Origin of the sequence: Streptomyces lunalinharesii (assembly GCF_039532155.1) — a bacterium.
In the GTDB taxonomy this organism is placed as follows: domain Bacteria; phylum Actinomycetota; class Actinomycetes; order Streptomycetales; family Streptomycetaceae; genus Streptomyces; species Streptomyces lunalinharesii.
Window position 1 is genome coordinate 55128 of the sequence record NZ_BAAARK010000012.1, and the last position, 16502, is coordinate 71629.

Consider the following 16502-nt stretch of genomic DNA (forward strand, 5'->3'; position numbering starts at 1 on the left):
TTTTGGGTGATTACGAGATCAAGCCCAGGGGAAGTGGCGTATTTCTTGATGGTTATGACGGACTGGCAGGTCGGCGGCGAGTGATCCACCTTTCGTTGACATTCGCTCGGCGGGGATGGTTGAGTCGAATGCGCCGGGGAGCCCACCCCGGGTTGCCGAACAGTGCGGATGCTGGTCTGGTCATTCGATTCCACCGTGGCCACGCGCGTCCAGGCCCCCTTCCGGAAGGGGGTTTTCCTCTCCGCATTCGGTGACCGCTTCGGAGTGCTGAGTGCGCAGAGCGCAGGTGTGAATCGTCGCGGGGCACCGTGCGGTCGACTGCCCGGAGCCGTATGAGCCCAGGAAAGGGAGCTTGGTGTGCCTGAAGCCGGGAAGGGCGTGCGCGAAGCGCCCCGGGAAACCGTGCACGACGGTGCCGGGGAATTCGACAGACCGGCCACCCAGGCCGCACACCTCGTGGTCGACGGCGGGCGGGCGGCAGGCAGCCGCGGGCCGCGGGTCGTCACGGTGCCGGGCGACAAATCGGTGAGCCACCGGGCGCTCCTGGCCGCCCTGTTGCCCGGCGCGCCCGCCCATCTGACCGTCCGCAACGCCAACTTGGGCGGCGCCGTCCGGGCGCTGCTGCCCGCGCTGCACGCGCTGGGGCTCCGCGTGGACGACGACGGCGGCACCCTCGTCGTGCGCCGGGGCGCCGCACCCGTCCCGCAGCAGGTGCGTGAGCATCCGCACCGCGTCTCCTGGCCCGCGGACGTGCCGTATCTGGAGACCGGCGGATCCAGCGCCGCGGCGCGGCTGCTGATCGGGATCCTGGCCGGGACGGGCACCCGGGCGGTGGTGGACGGCGACGAGGTGCTGCGCCACCGGCCCATGGCGTGGATCGTCGATCCGCTGCGTCAACTCGGCGCGGACATCGCGTACTTGGGGGAGGACGGGCGATTACCCGTGGTGGTGCGCGCACCGGTGTGCCGGCCCGGGACGGTCGAGCTGACCGTGGGCAGCGCGCAGGCCCGGTCCGCGGTGCTGCTCGCGGTGGCCGCAGCGGGCCTGGCGGCCACCGTGCGACATCCCGTCCGCTCGCGCGACCACACCGAGCGGATGCTCGCCGCCTTCGGCGGGGGGCTGAGCGAACACGGGCTGACCCTGATCTGGGACGGCGGACCGTACACCGTCCCGCCCGTCATCGACGTCCCCGCCGACCCCTCCCTCGCGGCGTACCCCGTGGCGGCCCACCTGTTGTGGGGCGACGGCAGCGAGCTGCGGGTGCCGGGCGTCGGCCTCAACCCGACCCGGCTGGGCTTCTTCGAGGTGCTGCGGCGGGCCGGTGCCGGCATCTCCTACGAGGACGAACGCAGCACCAGCGGCGGCGAACCGACCGGCACCGTGGTCGCCAGGGGCGGCCTGGCCGGTCTGGAGTCGGTGCGGGTCGACGAGCCCGCCGTGCTGCACGCGCTGATCGACGAGGTCCCGCTGCTCGCCGCGGTCGCCGCCCGCCTGCCCGGCACGTCATGGATCGGATGCGCCGAGGAACTGCGCTTCAAGGAGACCGACCGGCTGACGACGACCGCACGCATGGTCGCCGCCTTCGGGGCCCGGGTCGAGGTGGCGGCCGACGGGCTGACGGTGACCGGTGGCGCTCCGCTGCGCGCCGGGACCGTGCCCAGCTTCGAGGACCACCGCATCGCCATGGCCGCCGCGACCCTCGCGACGAGCCTTCCCGGGCGCACCACGGTGCACGGCGGCGCCTGCCACCACACGTCATTTCCCGACTTCGCCGATGTGCAACGGGCCGTCGGCGCACGGATCGTGGAGGACAGCCAGCAATGACCGACTTAGCGTCCGACGCGGCGACCGGCTCACCCCAGAGGGCGGACGGCCGCCCCGGCGCCGTGGAGGCGCGGTCCACCGGCAGCACCCTCGGCCCGGACTTCACCACCGGCCGCGGCCCCTGGCTGCACACCGAGGACGGCACCGCCTGGTTCGACGGCACCTCCGGCAGCGGCGCGGCGACCCTCGGCCACCAGCACCCGGACGTCACGGCAGCCGCGATCGCCCAGCTCAACCGCCTGACCCACACCGGCTGCAAGGTCGGCTCCGACGTCCGTACGGGGCTGGTCGAGCGGATCGGCGCGCTGTCCCCGTACCGGGAACCGGCGGTGCTGCCCACCGCGACCGGGGCCGAGGCGGTGGAATCCGCGCTGAAGGTCGCCCGGGCCGCCACCGGGCACCAGGCGGTGGTGACGTTCCGGCACGGCTACCACGGCAAGACCGCCGGCGCACTGGCCCTGACCTGGCGCCCGGAGTTCAAGACCTACAGCGCACCGCAACCGGACCAGGTCGTCACCGCCGAACTGCCCGATCCGCGCACCGTCGATCCGGCCGACGGTGCGGCCCGCTTCGCCGCCGACCTTGCCGCCGCACTGGACGCCGCCGACGCGCACGGCGGCACCGCGGCGGTGGTGCTGGAGCCCGTCCAGGTGACCGAGGGCGTGCTCCCGGTCGCCACCGAGATCCTCGACGAGATCGCCCGCCAGACGCACGCCCGGGGCGCCCTGTTCGTGCTGGACGAGATCTACACGGGCCTGGGGCGGGCCGGGCGGCTGTTCAGCGCCGAGCTGATGACCGAGCGCCCGGACCTGACGCTGCTCGGCAAGACCCTCGGCAACGGCTTCCCGATCGCCGCGGTGGTGGGGGAGCGGGCGGTGCTGGACGCGCTACCGCCGAGCGTGCAGACCTCCACCTTCTCCGGCCACCCGCTCTCCTGCGCCGCGGCCGCGGCCGTGCTGGACGTCGTCGTGCACCAGGATGTGGCGGGCCGGGCGCGGGCGCTCGGGGAACGGCTGCGGAGCGACCTCACGGCGCTGGCCGCCGACCATCCGTGGATGAGCGCCGTCCGGGCCGTGGGGGCGCTGGCCGCCTTCGACTGCGTGCGCGACGGGCGGTTCGACCCCGCGCTGGCCAAGGCCGTCACCGGCGCGGCGCTGCGGGAGCGGCTGCTGCTGTTCGGCGGCGGCCCGGAGGGCGCCACGGTCAAGATCGTGCCGCCGGCCCTGGTGGACGAGACGGAATACCGCTGGCTGACCGAGCGGATCGGTGCGGCGGTGGCGCAGGCGGGTCGGTACGACGGGAGCGGCCGAATATGACGTTCCAACAGCTTGAGAAGGACGTGCTGGAACCGGGACTGTGCACCGTGTGCGGTGCCTGCCAACTCGCCTGCCCCGCCGGGGTGATCGGGTTCGACGGGCTGGACCCCGTACTCACCGCCGATTCCTGGACCGCCACCGACTGTGCGGGCTGCTCCGACTGCCTGGACGTCTGCCCGGGCGCCGACCCCGGGACCCCCGAGAGCGAGCAGCGACTGTTCGGCCGCACCCGCACCCCTGGCGAACGCTGGGTCGGCGTGTTCTCCGAGGTGGTCGCCGGCCACGCCGTGGACGCCGACGTCTACGAGGCGTCCGCCAGCGGTGGCAGCCTCACCGCCCTGCTACAGACCGCGATGCACCGGCTGGACGTCTCGGCGGTGCTCTCGATGGGGCGGGACGAACAGGAACCCTGGCGGGCCGCACCGACCGTCGTGCGCGATCCGGCCGAGCTGGTGGAGACCGCCCAGTCGACCTACCAACTCGCCCCGTATTTGGGGGCGTTACGCCCTCTCATGCTGGAGGAGCCCGAGACCCGGATCGCCATGTCCGGGGTGGCCTGCCACATCCAGGCGATGCGCAAGCTCCAGGCGATGGACACCGAGGCGGGGCGGTGGGCGCGGGCGCGGGTGGTGCTGCTGGTCGAACCCGCCTGTTCCTCCAGCACCCGCCCGGAGGGCACCGCCGACGTGATCCGCGAACGGGCGGGCGTCCCGCTGGACTCCGTCGTTCGACTGCGCTACCGCGAGGGCGCGTACCCCGGCGACATCGCCATCCGCACCGACGACGGCGCGGACCACCGGGTGGAGTTCTGGCGCGCGGTGCGGGACTTCGCCGGGAACAAGACGCACCGCTGCCTGTCCTGCGGCGACTGGATGTCCGGACTGGCCGACGTCAGCGTCAGCGACGGCGACCCGAACATCTTCGCCGCGAGCGTGACCGGCGCCGAACAACCCAAGCACGGGCGGGTGTTCATCCGCACGGCGGCCGGCGCCGAAGCGGTCACCGAAGCGCGGGAGCACGGGTTGCTCAGCCACACGCCGGTGGACCTGGCCGGGCTCAACCTCGGCCTGGAACGCAAGCGCAACCGGCGGGCGACCTACGAACGGTCCGGCAAGCCGGTTCCGCTGGGACCGATACCCGGGTATCAGGAGGAGCTGGAGATCGTGCCGGACGAGAAGTGGATCGCGGCTCCGGAAGGGCAGGAGGACAGGTGACGGCGGTGCGTGGAACCCCGGCGGGGAACCCGGCAGCGGAACCGCACGCCGCCCTTCGTTCCGGAGAACGTGCGTTATCCGTCCGGCAGTTGGTGGCGGACGGCTCCGCCCAACCCGTCCTGGAGCAGGTGCGGCGGGAGCCGCCGGGGCGCGGGGAACTACGCGTGCGCGCCGAGTGGAGCCTGGTCAGTCCGGGCACCGAACTGCACTACCTGGACCGCAGCGCGCGGACCGGCGAACGGTTCCCGCTCGGCTACTGCTCGGCCGGCGTGGTGGACGCGGTCGGCCCACAGGCACCCGGCTTCGCACCCGGGGACCGGGTCATCGCGATGGGCTGGGGCGAGGCCGTGCACAGCGAAGCGGTCACCGTCCCCTACCGGCTGTGCCGGCGCGTCCCGCACGACCTGGACCTGGCGGACGCCGTCGTGGCGGGCCTGGCGGCCACCGCCGTCCACGCGGTGGACCGGGCGGTGCTCGAACCGGCCGACGAGGTGGTCGTGGTCGGCGCGGGCATGGTCGGCCAGCTGGTCGCCCAGACCGCGGCGGCCCGCGGCGTACCGGTCACCCTGATCGACCTGCGGCCCGACCGGCTGCGCAGCGCGGCGGCACTCGGCCTGGGCGCCGCCGACCGCCGCTTCCTGGCGGCGGAGCCCTCCTCCCCGCCCCCGGCGGGCGGCCGGTGCGTGTTCCTCTGCGGGACCGGCGACGCGGGCGAGGTGATCGCGGCGGCGGCCCGCTGGGCGGGCCGGGCCCCGGGCCGGCCGCGACTGGTCGGCGTGGGCCGCTTCGCCGCCCACATCGACTTCAGCGTGGAACTCGGCAACCTCGACATCCGCTACGCGGCCCGCTGCGGCGCCGGCTACCGGGACGCCGCGTACGCCCGCGGACTGCGCGACGTGACGGCCCCGCCCGGTGAGGGCACGGTCACCGAGAACCTCCAACGGGCCCTGGACCTCATCGACATCGGAGCCGTCCGCCCCCGTGCGATGAACCTGCCGCGACTGCCGCTGGAGCGCGCGGCCGAGGCGTACGCAGGACTGCGCGAGCGGCCCGCGCACCCCGCCGTCCTCCTCCACTACGGCCCGCACGAGGGGAGCGCGACGTCGTGACCCCCACCGCCCCGGTGCCCGAAGCGGACACCGGACACCGGCCGTTCCCCGCCGCCGAGCAGGCGGGCACCCTCGTCCACCGCTTCCTGGAGCAGGTCGCGGCGCACCCGGCGCGCGAGGCCGTGGTCACCCCCGAGGTGCGGTGGACCTACCGCGAGACCGCCTGGCGCGCGGCCCGGGTCGCCACCGCGCTGACCACCGCGGGCCTGCGGCCCGGTGACCGGATCGGCCTGCTCTTCTCCCACGGCGCCGAGATGATCGCGGCGCTGCTCGGCGTACTGCGGGCCGGTATGTCCTACGTACCGTTGGACGCCTCCTACCCGCAGGACCGGCTCCGTTTCATGGCCGACGACGCCGGCGTGCGGGCGCTGGTCGCCCTCGCGGACAACGCACCGCTCGCCGGACGACTGGCCGGACAACGGCCGGTGCTGGCCTACGAGGACCTGGTCCCGACGGACGCGGACGCACCGGCGCAGGCGTCCGAAGCGGGAGCGGCCCCCGCGCACGGGGAAGCGGAGGTGCCGGTACGGCCGGACGGCGAGGCGTACGTCCTCTACACCTCAGGCTCCACCGGGCGGCCCAAGCCCGTCGCGCAGCTCCACCGCAACGTCCTGCACCACACCCGGGTCTGGACCGACGGCCTGGGCGTCGGCCCGCTGGACCGGGTCACCCTCCAGTCCGCCTACAGCTGGGACTCCGCGGTCCAGGACACCTTCGCCGCACTGCTCAACGGGGCCGCCCTGTACCCGGTCGACCTGAAGTCCCTCGGCATCACCGGACTGCTGGAGTGGCTGGCCGCCGAACGCGTCACCGTCTACCACTCCACGCTCCCCGTCTTCCGCGCCCTGGTGCGGGCCATGGAGTCGCGCGCCACCGAACTCCCCGCGATGCGGATGCTCGCCCTCGGCGGCGACACCCTGCACCTGGCCGACCTCGACGCCGCCCGACGGTCCTTCGGGGCGCACTGCCGGGTCGCCGGGGCCTACGGCTCCACCGAATGCTCCTGCGCCCTGTTGCGCGTCGCCGACCGGGACTACCGCCCGCCCACCGGGGTGTTCCCGCTCGGACACCCGGTGCCGGAGACGGAGGTGCGCCTGGAGGACGCCGAGGGGCGCACGGTGCCGGGACCGGGCGAGGGCGAGATCGTCGTCGCGAGCCGGTACCTCGCACCGGGCGCCGTCGCCGACGGCCGGACCTACCGCACCGGAGACCTCGCCCGGCGGCTCGACGACGGCACGCTGCTGCTGATCGGGCGGCGCGACTTCCAGGTGAAGATCTCCGGGATCCGGGTGGAGACCGGGGAGGTGGAGAGCGCGCTGAAGGACCTCCCACAGGTGCGCGAGGCGGTCGTGATGCCGTTCGACGACCGGCTGGGGGAACGGCAGCTCGCCGCCTACCTGGTGACCGCCGACGCCACGCGCCCCCAGCCGTCCGCGCTGCGCGCCGCACTGCGGGACGTGCTGCCCGCCCACGCCGTCCCCACCGCCTACGTCTTCCTGCCGGCCCTGCCGCTGACGCCCAACCACAAGATCGACCGCGCCGCGCTGCCGCATCCGCACCGCGCGGCGGACCCGGGCCGGCCCGCCGACCCGGGCGACGGCCCCGCACCGGCGAGCGCCGGTCCGCTGACCCGGGCGGTGGCCGCGGCCTGGTGCGAGGCACTGGACGTCGGCACCGTCGGCCCGGACGACAACTTCTTCGACCTGGGCGGCACCTCGCTGCGGATGGCCACCGTGCACGAACGCCTCACCCGCACCGTCGCGCCCGACCTGCGGATGACCGACCTCTACCGGGCGCCCACCCTCCGCAGCCTGGTCGCGCTCCTCGGCGGTGCCGAACGGTCGGACTCCCGGGCGGGCGCCGCCCGGGGGGCCCGCCGCCGCACCGCCCACGGCGGCCGCCGCGCCGCCGCCCGTACCCGCACGGCTCCACCGACCCCGAACGACCGGCAATCAGGAGGCACTTGTGACTGACCGTCCCCGCGGTGCGACGGCCGCCACGGCGACCCCCGCCGACACCGCGCCCGACGGCCGGATCGCCCTCGTCGGCCTGGACTGCCGGCTGCCCGGCGCGCGGAACCACGACGAGTTCTGGCGCAACCTGGTGGCGGGCACCGAACACCTCACCGACGTCGACGAGGAGCGGCTGCGCGCCTCCGGAGTGGCTCCGGAGACGTTCACCAACCCCCGTTACGTGCCGCGCGCTTCGGTCCTGGACGACGTCGACCTCTTCGACGCCTCGTTCTTCTACCTCAGCGCCCGCGAGGCCGAACGGATGGACCCGCAGCTGCGGCTCTTCCTCCAGTCCGCCTGGTCCGCCCTGGAGCACAGCGGCCACGACTCCGAGCAGTACCCCGGCCGCGTCGGCGTCTTCGCCGGCGCGCTGAGCAGCACCTACCTCCTGCACCACGTGCTGACCGGCGAGCGCGGCTTCAACGGCTCGCTGCCGAGGATGCGCGAGGACCTCGCCACCCTCATGGGCAACGACCCCAACTACCTCGCCACCAGGGCCTCTTACCACCTCAACCTCACCGGCCCGAGCATCTCGGTGCAGACCGCCTGCTCCACCTCGCTGGTCGCCGTCCACCTGGCCGTGCAGAGCCTGCTGGCGCAGGAGTGCGACGCGGCACTGGCCGGCGGGGTGGCGCTGCGCTTCCCGCAGGACGCCGGCTACCTCCACGAGACCGACGGGATCACCTCGGCGACCGGCAGCGTCCGCCCCTTCGACGCGGCGGCCGACGGCACCCTCTTCGGCAACGGCCTGGGCGTCGTCGTCCTCAAGCGGCTGGAGGACGCGCTCGCCGAGGGCGACACCATCTGGGCGGTGCTGCGCGGCTCCGCGGTCGGCAACGACGGCGCCGACCGCGTCGGCTACCCCGCACCGGGCGTCGCGGGGCAGGCCGCCGTGCTGGCCGAGGCGCTCGCGGTGGCCGACGTGGACCCCGCGACCGTCAGCTACCTGGAGGCCCACGGCACCGGCACCGCGATGGGCGACCCCATCGAACTGGCCGCCGCGGCACAGTCCTACGACGTGGCCGGCGCGCCACCGCTGACCATCGGATCGGTCAAGGCCAACCTCGGCCACCTCAGCACCGCCGCCGGCGTCACCGGGCTGATCAAGTGCGTGCTGATGCTGCACCACCGCACGCTGGTCCCCACCCCGCACTTCACCGAGTGGAACCCCCAGTGCGCCGTGGCCGGCACCCGCTTCCGGGTCGGCACCCGCACCGAACCGTGGCGGTCCCCGGACGGCGGACCGCTGCGCTGCGCACTCACCTCCACCGGCATGGGCGGCACCACCGCGCACGTCGTCCTGGAAGAGGCCCCCGCGGTCGACCCCGCCGCCCGGGACGCCGAGCCCGCACCGCCGGTGGTGCTGCTGCCGGTCTCCGCCAAGTCCCCGGCCGCGCTGGAGGCCGCGCGCCACGCGTTGGCGGACCACCTGGAAGCACTGGCCCCGGAGCCCGGGGCCGCGGACGACGACGCCGCGCCGGACGACACCGCGCTCGACGACACCGCGCACACCCTCGCCACCGGCCGCCGCACCTTCAACTACCGCGCCGTGGTCACCGCCCCCGACCGGGCGACCGCCGTACGCGCCCTGCGCACCGCCGATCCGCGCCACACCCACCAGGACTCCGGCCAGCCCGCCGACCGCCCGGTGGTCCTGCTCCTCCCGGGCCAGGGCGCCCAGCACCCCGGCATGGGCGAGGGCTGGTACGCGCACCTGCCGGTCTTCCGCGCCGAGTTGGACGCCTGCGCCGAACTCCTCGCCCCGCAACTCGGCCTGGACCTGCGGGACGCCCTCTACCCCCGCCTGCGCGGCTACCGCGGCGCGCCCCACGACCTGGGCCGCACCCGCCTGACCCAGCCCGCCCTGTTCGCGGTCGAGTACGCGCTCGCCCGGCAGTGGTCGGCGTGGGGCGTGCGCCCGACCGCCCTGATCGGGCACAGCGTCGGCGAGTACGTGGCCGCCACCCTCGCCGGGGTGTTCCGGCTGCCCGACGCGCTCCGGGTCGTCGCCGAGCGGGGCCGGCTGATGGACGAACTCCCCGGCGGGGTGATGGCCGCGGTGATGCTCTCGCCCGCGGAACTGACCCCGTACCTCGAAGGCGGCGACGTCGCACTCGCCGCGGTCAACGAACCGGCCGTGTGCACCGTCGCCGGCACCAAGGACGCCGTCCGCGAGCTGACCACCCGGCTCACCGCCGACGGCGTCGCCCACCGCAAGGTCGTCACCTCGCACGCCTTCCACTCGGCGATGATGGACCCCGCGGTCGGCCCGTTCACCGAGGTGCTGCGCGGCGTCGAACTGCACCGTCCGCAGATCCCGTTCCTCTCCAACCGCACCGGGACCTGGATCCGCGACGAGGAGGCACAGGACCCCGAGTACTGGGGCGGACACCTGCGCGCGACCGTGCAGTTCGCCGACTGCCTCGCCACGGTCCTGGCCGCCGACGACGAGCACGTCTTCGTCGAGGTCGGGCCCGGCCAGACGCTGGCCACCTTCACCCGCCGGCACCCGGACCGCGAGACCGGCGTGCCGGTCCTCACCTCCGCGGCCCGCGGCCGGGACGCGGGCGCCGACCTGACGGCCGCGACCGCCGCGCTCGGCCGGCTGTGGGCCGCCGGCCTCACCGTGGACTGGCAGGGCTACTACGCCGACCGCGGCCGGGCCAGGGTGCCGCTGCCCACCTACCCCTTCGAGGGCACCCGCTACTGGGTCGAGCCCGGCAGCGGCCCGCTCACCGGCACCGGCGGCACTCCTGGGGCGGTACGCAAACTGCCGCTCGACGAGTGGTTCTCCACGCCCGTGTGGCGGCAGGCCGTCGGCACCCTCGACGCGACCCCCGAACCGATCGCCGACCCGGTCCTGCTGTTCGCCGACGCCGGTGGCACCGCCGCGCGGCTGGCCCGGCACGCCTTCGCGGGCGAGGTGCTCACCGTCACCGCCGGCACCGGCTACGCCCGCGACGGCGACACCTGGACCGTCCGGCCGGACTCCGAGGAGGACCACGCCCGGCTCGTCGGCGACCTCCTCGCCGAGGAGCGGCTCCCGGACCGCATCGTGCACGCCTGGTCCACCGCCCCGCTGCCCCCGGAACGCGGCAAGGAACGCTTCGAACAGGCCCAACGCCACGGCGTCTACAGCCTGATAGCCCTGGTCAAGGCGGCCAGCGCGCACGGCGTCACGCACCCCCTACAGCTCGACCTGATCAGCGCCGGCGCCTACGCCATCAGCCCGGCCGAGCCCGAACCGGCCGCCGAACTGGCCCCGCTCGCCGTCGCCGCCCGGGTCATCGGCCAGGAACACGGCAACATCGGCTCCCGCCACTTCGACCTCCCCGACACCCCCGACGACCGGTCGCTGCGCACCCTCGCCGTCGAACTGGCCGGCCGGCGCCGCCCCGAGGTCGCCACCACCCTGCGCGGCGCCACCCGCTGGATCGCCGACCTGGAACCCGTACGCGCCGACTGGACCGCCAAGGCCACCTCCCGGCTGCGCGACGGCGGCGTCTACCTGATCACCGGCGGGCTCGGCGAGATCGGCTCCACCCTCGCGCGCTGGCTGCGCCGCGAGTGCCCCGGCGCCCGCCTCGCGCTGCTCACCCGCGATCCGCTGCCGCCGCGCGAGACGTGGGACGCCTGGCTCGCCGAGCACGAGGCGGACGACCCGACCGCCCTGCGGATGACCCGGCTGCGGGCGCTGGCCGCCGACGGCCCGGAACCGTTCCTGGTCCACGCCGACGTCGCCGACGAGGACGCGCTGCGCACCGCCGTGGAGCAGGTCACCGAGCACTTCGGCGCGCTGCACGGGGTGGTGCACGCGGCCGGCCTGCCCAGCGAGCAGTGGGACCGGGCGATCACCGCGGCCAGCGTCGAGCAGTGCCAGTGGCACTTCGCCCCCAAGGCACACGGCCAGATCGCCCTGGAGAAGGTCCTCGCCGACCACCCGGTGGACTTCTGCCTGTTGCTGTCGTCGCTGGCCGGCGTGCTCGGCGGGCTGCGGCTGCTCGGCTACGGCGCCGCCAACCACTTCATGGACGCCGCCGCGGAGCGCGCCAACCGCGGTCTGGACCGCACGGTGTGGATCAGCGCCGCCTGGGACGTCTGGCAGCACCACCAGGACGAGAAGCGGGCGATCTCCGCGATCGGCCGCAGCATGGACGACAAGGCCATCCAGCCCGAGGAGGGACTGGAGGCCGTGCGCCGGCTGCTGACGCTGCGCGACGTCTCCCACGTCGCCGTCTCGACGTGGGACGTCGCCCACCGGCTGGACCAGTGGGTGCGCGACGAGCGGATCGCCCTGCCCACCACCGGCACGGCGGCCGTGGCCGCGGACGGCGACGGATCGGGGGACGGCGCGGACGACCTGACCGAACAGGTCGCGCGGTTGGTGCGCGGCGCGCTGGGCCGCGAGGACATGCCGCTGGACGGCGACATCTTCGAGTTCGGCGGCGACTCGCTGCTGATCGTGCGGTTGCTGTCGGACGTCCGGGACCAGTTCTCCGCCGAGGTGCCGCTCGCCGACGTGCTCGGCGAGCCCACGCCCAGGGCGCTGGCCCGCTTCGTGCAGGAGCGGATCGACGCCCGCACCCAGGGGGCGGCAGCGGCCGACGACGACGTCGAGGCGTTGGTCGCGGAGCTGGCCGCGCTCGACCCGGACGAGGCCGAACGCCTGCTGGCCGAGGCCCAACAGGCAACCGCCCAGCAGGAACAGGAGCGCTGACCGTGGACTTCAGTTTGATCTTCTTCTCCGGTGACGAGAAGAACAAGTACCGCTTCGTGCTCGACGCGGCCCGCTACGCGGACGAGAACGGCTTCACCGCGATCTGGACCCCGGAGCGGCACTTCCACCGCTTCGGCGGCCTCTACCCCAACCCCTCGGTGCTCGGCGCCGGCCTGGCGATGGCCACCCAGCGGTTGCAGATCAGGGCCGGCAGCGTCATCCTCCCGTTGCACAGTCCGATCCGGGTCGCCGAGGAGTGGTCGGTGGTCGACAACCTCTCCCGCGGCCGCGCCGGCATCGCCCTGGCCACCGGCTTCAGCCCGCTGGACTTCGCCATCAAACCGGACGGTTGGCAGGACCGCAGGCAGCGCACCTTCGACGCGGTCACCACCCTGCGCGAACTGTGGGAGGGCGCACCGGTCTACGTCCAGGACGGCCTGGGCAACCACGTCGAGGTGGAGCTGCATCCGCAGCCCGTACAGCCCGAACTCCCCATCTGGCTCACCTGTACCAAGAGTGCCGAGACCTTCGAAACCGCGGGCCGGCTCGGCTGCAACGTGCTGACCGCGCTCATCGACATGACCAACGAGGAGCTGGAGGAGAAGCTCGCCCTCTACTACGCGACCCTCGAACAGTACGGACACGACCCCGAGGGCACCACGGTCACGCTGATGCTGCACACCTTCATCGGCACCGACCTGGAGGAGGTGCGGGAGACGGTCTGGCCGCCGTTCAGCGACTACCTGCGGTCGTTCTTCACCGTCATCGACTCGCAGAAGAAGAACCTCGCCCCGGGCGCGGGCGTCCGCGACATCTCGGCCGGCGACCAGGACGAACTGATCAAGTTCGCCTTCGACAAGTACTTCGAGAAGGGCGCGCTGCTCGGCACGCCGGACTCCTGCACGAAGGTCGTGGACCGCTTCCAGGGCATGGGCGTGGACGAGATCGCCTGCCTGATCGACTTCGGCGTCGACGAATCCCTCGTGGTGGAGAGCCTCAGCCACCTCAACGAACTCCGGAGGCGCTACGCATGACCGCCGACCTCACGGCCCGCCTCGCCGCCCTCACCCCCGAACAACGGGCCCTGCTCCGCGCCCGACTGCCCGAAGCCCGCCTCGCCACACAGCAGTTGACGCCCGGTCAACTACGACTGTGGCGGACCAGGCAGTGGGTGGCCGAGCGCCCGGTGGACGTGGTCTGCCAGGCCGTCCACCTCACCGGCGCGCCCGTCGACCTCGACCTGCTCGCCGAGCGGGTGCGCGGCTTCGCGGCCGCCCACGAAGCGCTGCGCACCACCTTCGACGGCACGGCGGAGGACGGCACCGGCGTCCGCCCGGCCGTGCGGGAAGCGCTGCCGCCGCGACTGGTCCGCACCCGCTGTGCGGGGGCCGACGCCGCGCACGCGCTCGCCCGCGAACTGGCCGCCGAACCGTTCGACCTGGCGAACGGCCCGCTGCTGCGGGTGGTCCTCGCCGAAGGGGCGACGCCCGACGAGGCGTGGCTGCTGGTCGTGGTGCCCAACCTCGTCTTCGACGCCTGGTCCTTCGAACTGCTGCTGGACGAGCTGGCCCGGCCCGCGGACACCGACCCACCGGCGGCCCCGCCCTTCCGCGACGTCGCCTGCGACCAGCGCGGCTGGCTGGCGAGCGCCGTGGGCCGGGCGGCGGCCGCGCACTGGGCGTCCGAGGTCGCCGACGCCCCGCCGCCGCTGCCGGCCGACCGACCGCGTTCCGCCGGCACCGGCCGGGCGGGCGCCCGGGTGGACTTCGCGCTCTCCCGCACGGTCGCCGACGGCATCCTGACGGCGGCCCAGCGCGCGGCGACCACCGCCTACGCCGGCTGGCTCGCCGTCGCCTGGGCCGCGCTCGCCGAACACGGCGGCCGCGACGACGTGCTGCTCGGCACGTTCACGGCCGGCCGGGACCGGCCCGGCAGCACCGACGTCGTCGGCTACCTGCTCAACGTGCTGCCGGTGCGACTGCGCGACGCCGGGGACGGCTCGCACGCCGCGCGCACCCGGGCCGCCGGCGCGGCCACCAGGGCCGGGCTGGCCCACGCCGCCTACCCGGGCGAGCTGATCACCGAGCGGCGCCGGGTGCCGGGCACCCACCCGCTCCTGGACGCCGTCTTCGTCTTCGACAACCTGGGGGAGGCCACCCGCGAGATCCAGGGCGCCCGCGTGGCCACCGCCGACCTGGACAAGGGCACCGCGCGCTACGACCTGACGCTCGCCGTCTACCCCGGCCCGGACGGGGCGCAGGGCTGGCTGGAGTACGACACCGAGCTGTACGAGGAGCGCACCGCGCGGCGGATCGTCGAGCGGTTCACCGCGCTCGCCGAGCAGGCCGCCGCGGAAGCGACCCGGGCCGAACCCGGCAAGGGGGGACCCGCATGATCACCCCACGCCTCTGCGCCCCGGCCTACGAGCTGGGCGAGTACGCCGACCCCGTCGCCGAACTCCCCGAGCTCCAGGCGGATCCCGCGATCGCCGCCGAACTGACCGCCCCCGCGGCCGGGTTCGACACCTACCGCTGGTCGGACGCGCCCGTCGTGGAGCTGATGGCCGCCGCCGTCCAACGCACCCTGGGCGAGGCCGGCGTCCCGGGCGACGAGGTCGACCTGGTGCTGCTCGCCACCGACTCGCTGCCGCACGGCCGCGCGGCGCAGCGCGACGTCGCCGAACTCCTCACCGAGTCCGGACTGACCCGGGCCACGGCGAGCACCCTCGGCCTGATGGACTGCGCCACCGCCATGGCCGCCCTCGGCACCGCGGCCTCCCTCGTCCGGGACGGCAGCGCACGGCACGTCCTGGTCGTCTCCGGAGACCTCGCCGACCTCGCCGCCGGCGGCGACCGGGTGGTGGCGGGCGGCGTGGCCATCGCCAGCGACGCGGCCGCCTCGGCACTGGTGTCGGCCACCGCCGCCGGCCTGCCGGTGCTGGCCATGGCCCATCACACGTCGCCCGCGATCGGCCCGGGCGGCGGGGCGCGGCAGGAACTGACCGCCAAGGTCACCGCCCACCGGGAGCTGTTCGCCCGCCTGGCGGCGCACCACCCGCACCGGCCCGAGGACGTCCACGCCGTACTGCCCAGCCACTTCGCCCGCATGGTCCTGGACATCTACCTCTCCGACGTCGGCCACGGCGGCGACAAGCTGGCGCTCGACAACGTCGGACGGATCGCGCACTGCCTGGGCAGCGATCCGCTGATCGACCTCGCCGACCGGCTCGCCGGGACGGACCCGGCCGGCGCACAGACCGCGCACGGCACGGACGACGGCCACCTGGTGCTGCTCGGCGCGGGAATCTCCCACCTGGCCGCCGTACTCCTGGGCGCACGGCCCCTGCCGGCCGCCTCGGAGGGAGCGCTCTGAACGGCCACGGCCCGGCCGGCGGCGCCTACCTGAACGGGTGCGCCGCCGCACTGGGCGAGGTGCGCCGCAAGGTGGCCGACCTGCCGGAGTACGCGGCCGAACCGCCGCGTCGGGCCGCCGCGTTCGACGAGTACCGGCTCGCCCGGGGCGGCGTGCTGGACCTGCTGCGCCCGGCCCTGCGCGAGGCGCTGGCCGCGGCGCGGACGCCGCCGGCGGAGGTGGACACCGTGCTGTTCGCCACCGAGTCGCTGCCCGGGGGCGACGCGTCCCAGATCGCCGTCGCCGAGCTGCTGGACGAGTTGGGGATGTGCAACGCGTACCCGCTGACGCTCGGTCTCGCCGACTGCTCCACCGCGACGGCGGCCCTCGCCGTCGCCGCGGCGCTGGTGACGTCGGGGGCGGCCCGGACCGTGGCGGTGGTCTCGGGCGACCTGGTGCGCACGGCGGAACCGGGCAGCCGGGTCCTGCTCGGCGGTGCGGCGGTGGGGAGCGACGGGGCCGCCGCGGCCGTCGTCTCCGGCCGGCGGCACGGGTGGGAGGTCCTCGGCGGCGCCCGTCAGGTCTGCTACGACCTCGTCGGACCGGGCCCGGCCGGCCACCGCCTCCAAGCGCAACTGACGACCTATCAGGAGCTGTTCAGGGAACTCTGGTCGGCCACCGGACTGACGCCGGGCGACGTCTCCGCGGTCCTGTCGAGCAACCTCGCCGCGGACGTCCTCCAGGCGTTCCTGGGCGAGGCCGGCTTCGCACCCCGCCAGCTCTACCAAGACAACGTGGGGCGGATCGCGCACTGCCTGGGCAGCGATCCGCTGATCAATCTCATCGATCGTACGGAGGCGGGCACCACGAGGTCGGCGTACCCCGTGGTCGTCCTGCTGGGCTCAAGTGCGGCACACCTGGCCGCCGTTCTGCTACGCGCCGTGGAGGACTGAAACAGC

10 protein-coding genes are annotated in these 16502 nt (G+C 74.6%); all 10 read left to right on the forward strand.

Annotated elements, in window-relative coordinates:
• The first annotated feature begins 357 nt into the window (after positions 1 to 357).
• The gene (locus ABD385_RS19760; protein WP_344577736.1) at positions 358 to 1824 is read left to right on the forward strand and encodes a 3-phosphoshikimate 1-carboxyvinyltransferase; all 1467 of its coding nucleotides are present in this window, start codon (positions 358 to 360) and stop codon (positions 1822 to 1824) included.
• Positions 1821 to 3140, forward strand: coding sequence for an aminotransferase class III-fold pyridoxal phosphate-dependent enzyme (locus tag ABD385_RS19765; protein ID WP_344577738.1), 1320 nt, complete (start codon positions 1821 to 1823; stop codon positions 3138 to 3140). The genes ABD385_RS19760 and ABD385_RS19765 overlap by 4 nt, the downstream gene beginning before the upstream one ends.
• The gene (locus tag ABD385_RS19770) at positions 3137 to 4354 is read left to right on the forward strand and encodes a Coenzyme F420 hydrogenase/dehydrogenase, beta subunit C-terminal domain (RefSeq protein WP_344577740.1); all 1218 of its coding nucleotides are present in this window, start codon (positions 3137 to 3139) and stop codon (positions 4352 to 4354) included. Before ABD385_RS19765 ends, ABD385_RS19770 begins: the two co-directional genes overlap by 4 nt.
• A 164-nt stretch (positions 4355 to 4518) precedes the next feature.
• Complete coding sequence (locus ABD385_RS19775) at positions 4519 to 5463, forward strand: 3-hydroxyacyl-CoA dehydrogenase NAD-binding domain-containing protein (RefSeq protein WP_344577742.1); 945 nt, start codon at positions 4519 to 4521, stop codon at positions 5461 to 5463.
• Positions 5460 to 7436 (forward strand): non-ribosomal peptide synthetase, encoded by a 1977-nt coding sequence (locus ABD385_RS19780; RefSeq protein WP_344577744.1) that lies wholly within the window; start codon positions 5460 to 5462, stop codon positions 7434 to 7436. Before ABD385_RS19775 ends, ABD385_RS19780 begins: the two co-directional genes overlap by 4 nt.
• Positions 7429 to 12192: an SDR family oxidoreductase gene (locus ABD385_RS19785; RefSeq protein WP_344577746.1), complete on the forward strand. Its 4764-nt coding sequence runs from the start codon at positions 7429 to 7431 to the stop codon at positions 12190 to 12192. The genes ABD385_RS19780 and ABD385_RS19785 overlap by 8 nt, the downstream gene beginning before the upstream one ends.
• 2 nt (positions 12193 to 12194) lie before the next feature.
• Positions 12195 to 13226, forward strand: a complete 1032-nt coding sequence (locus tag ABD385_RS19790) for a MupA/Atu3671 family FMN-dependent luciferase-like monooxygenase (protein ID WP_344577755.1) — start codon at positions 12195 to 12197, stop codon at positions 13224 to 13226.
• Entirely contained in the window at positions 13223 to 14587 is a 1365-nt protein-coding gene (locus ABD385_RS19795) for a condensation domain-containing protein (protein WP_344577757.1), read from the forward strand. Before ABD385_RS19790 ends, ABD385_RS19795 begins: the two co-directional genes overlap by 4 nt.
• The gene (locus ABD385_RS19800; protein ID WP_344577760.1) at positions 14584 to 15564 is read left to right on the forward strand and encodes a beta-ketoacyl-[acyl-carrier-protein] synthase family protein; all 981 of its coding nucleotides are present in this window, start codon (positions 14584 to 14586) and stop codon (positions 15562 to 15564) included. The genes ABD385_RS19795 and ABD385_RS19800 overlap by 4 nt, the downstream gene beginning before the upstream one ends.
• Before the next feature lie 59 nt (positions 15565 to 15623).
• Complete coding sequence (locus ABD385_RS19805; protein WP_344577764.1) at positions 15624 to 16496, forward strand: beta-ketoacyl-[acyl-carrier-protein] synthase family protein; 873 nt, start codon at positions 15624 to 15626, stop codon at positions 16494 to 16496.
• Positions 16497 to 16502: the final 6 nt, after the last annotated feature.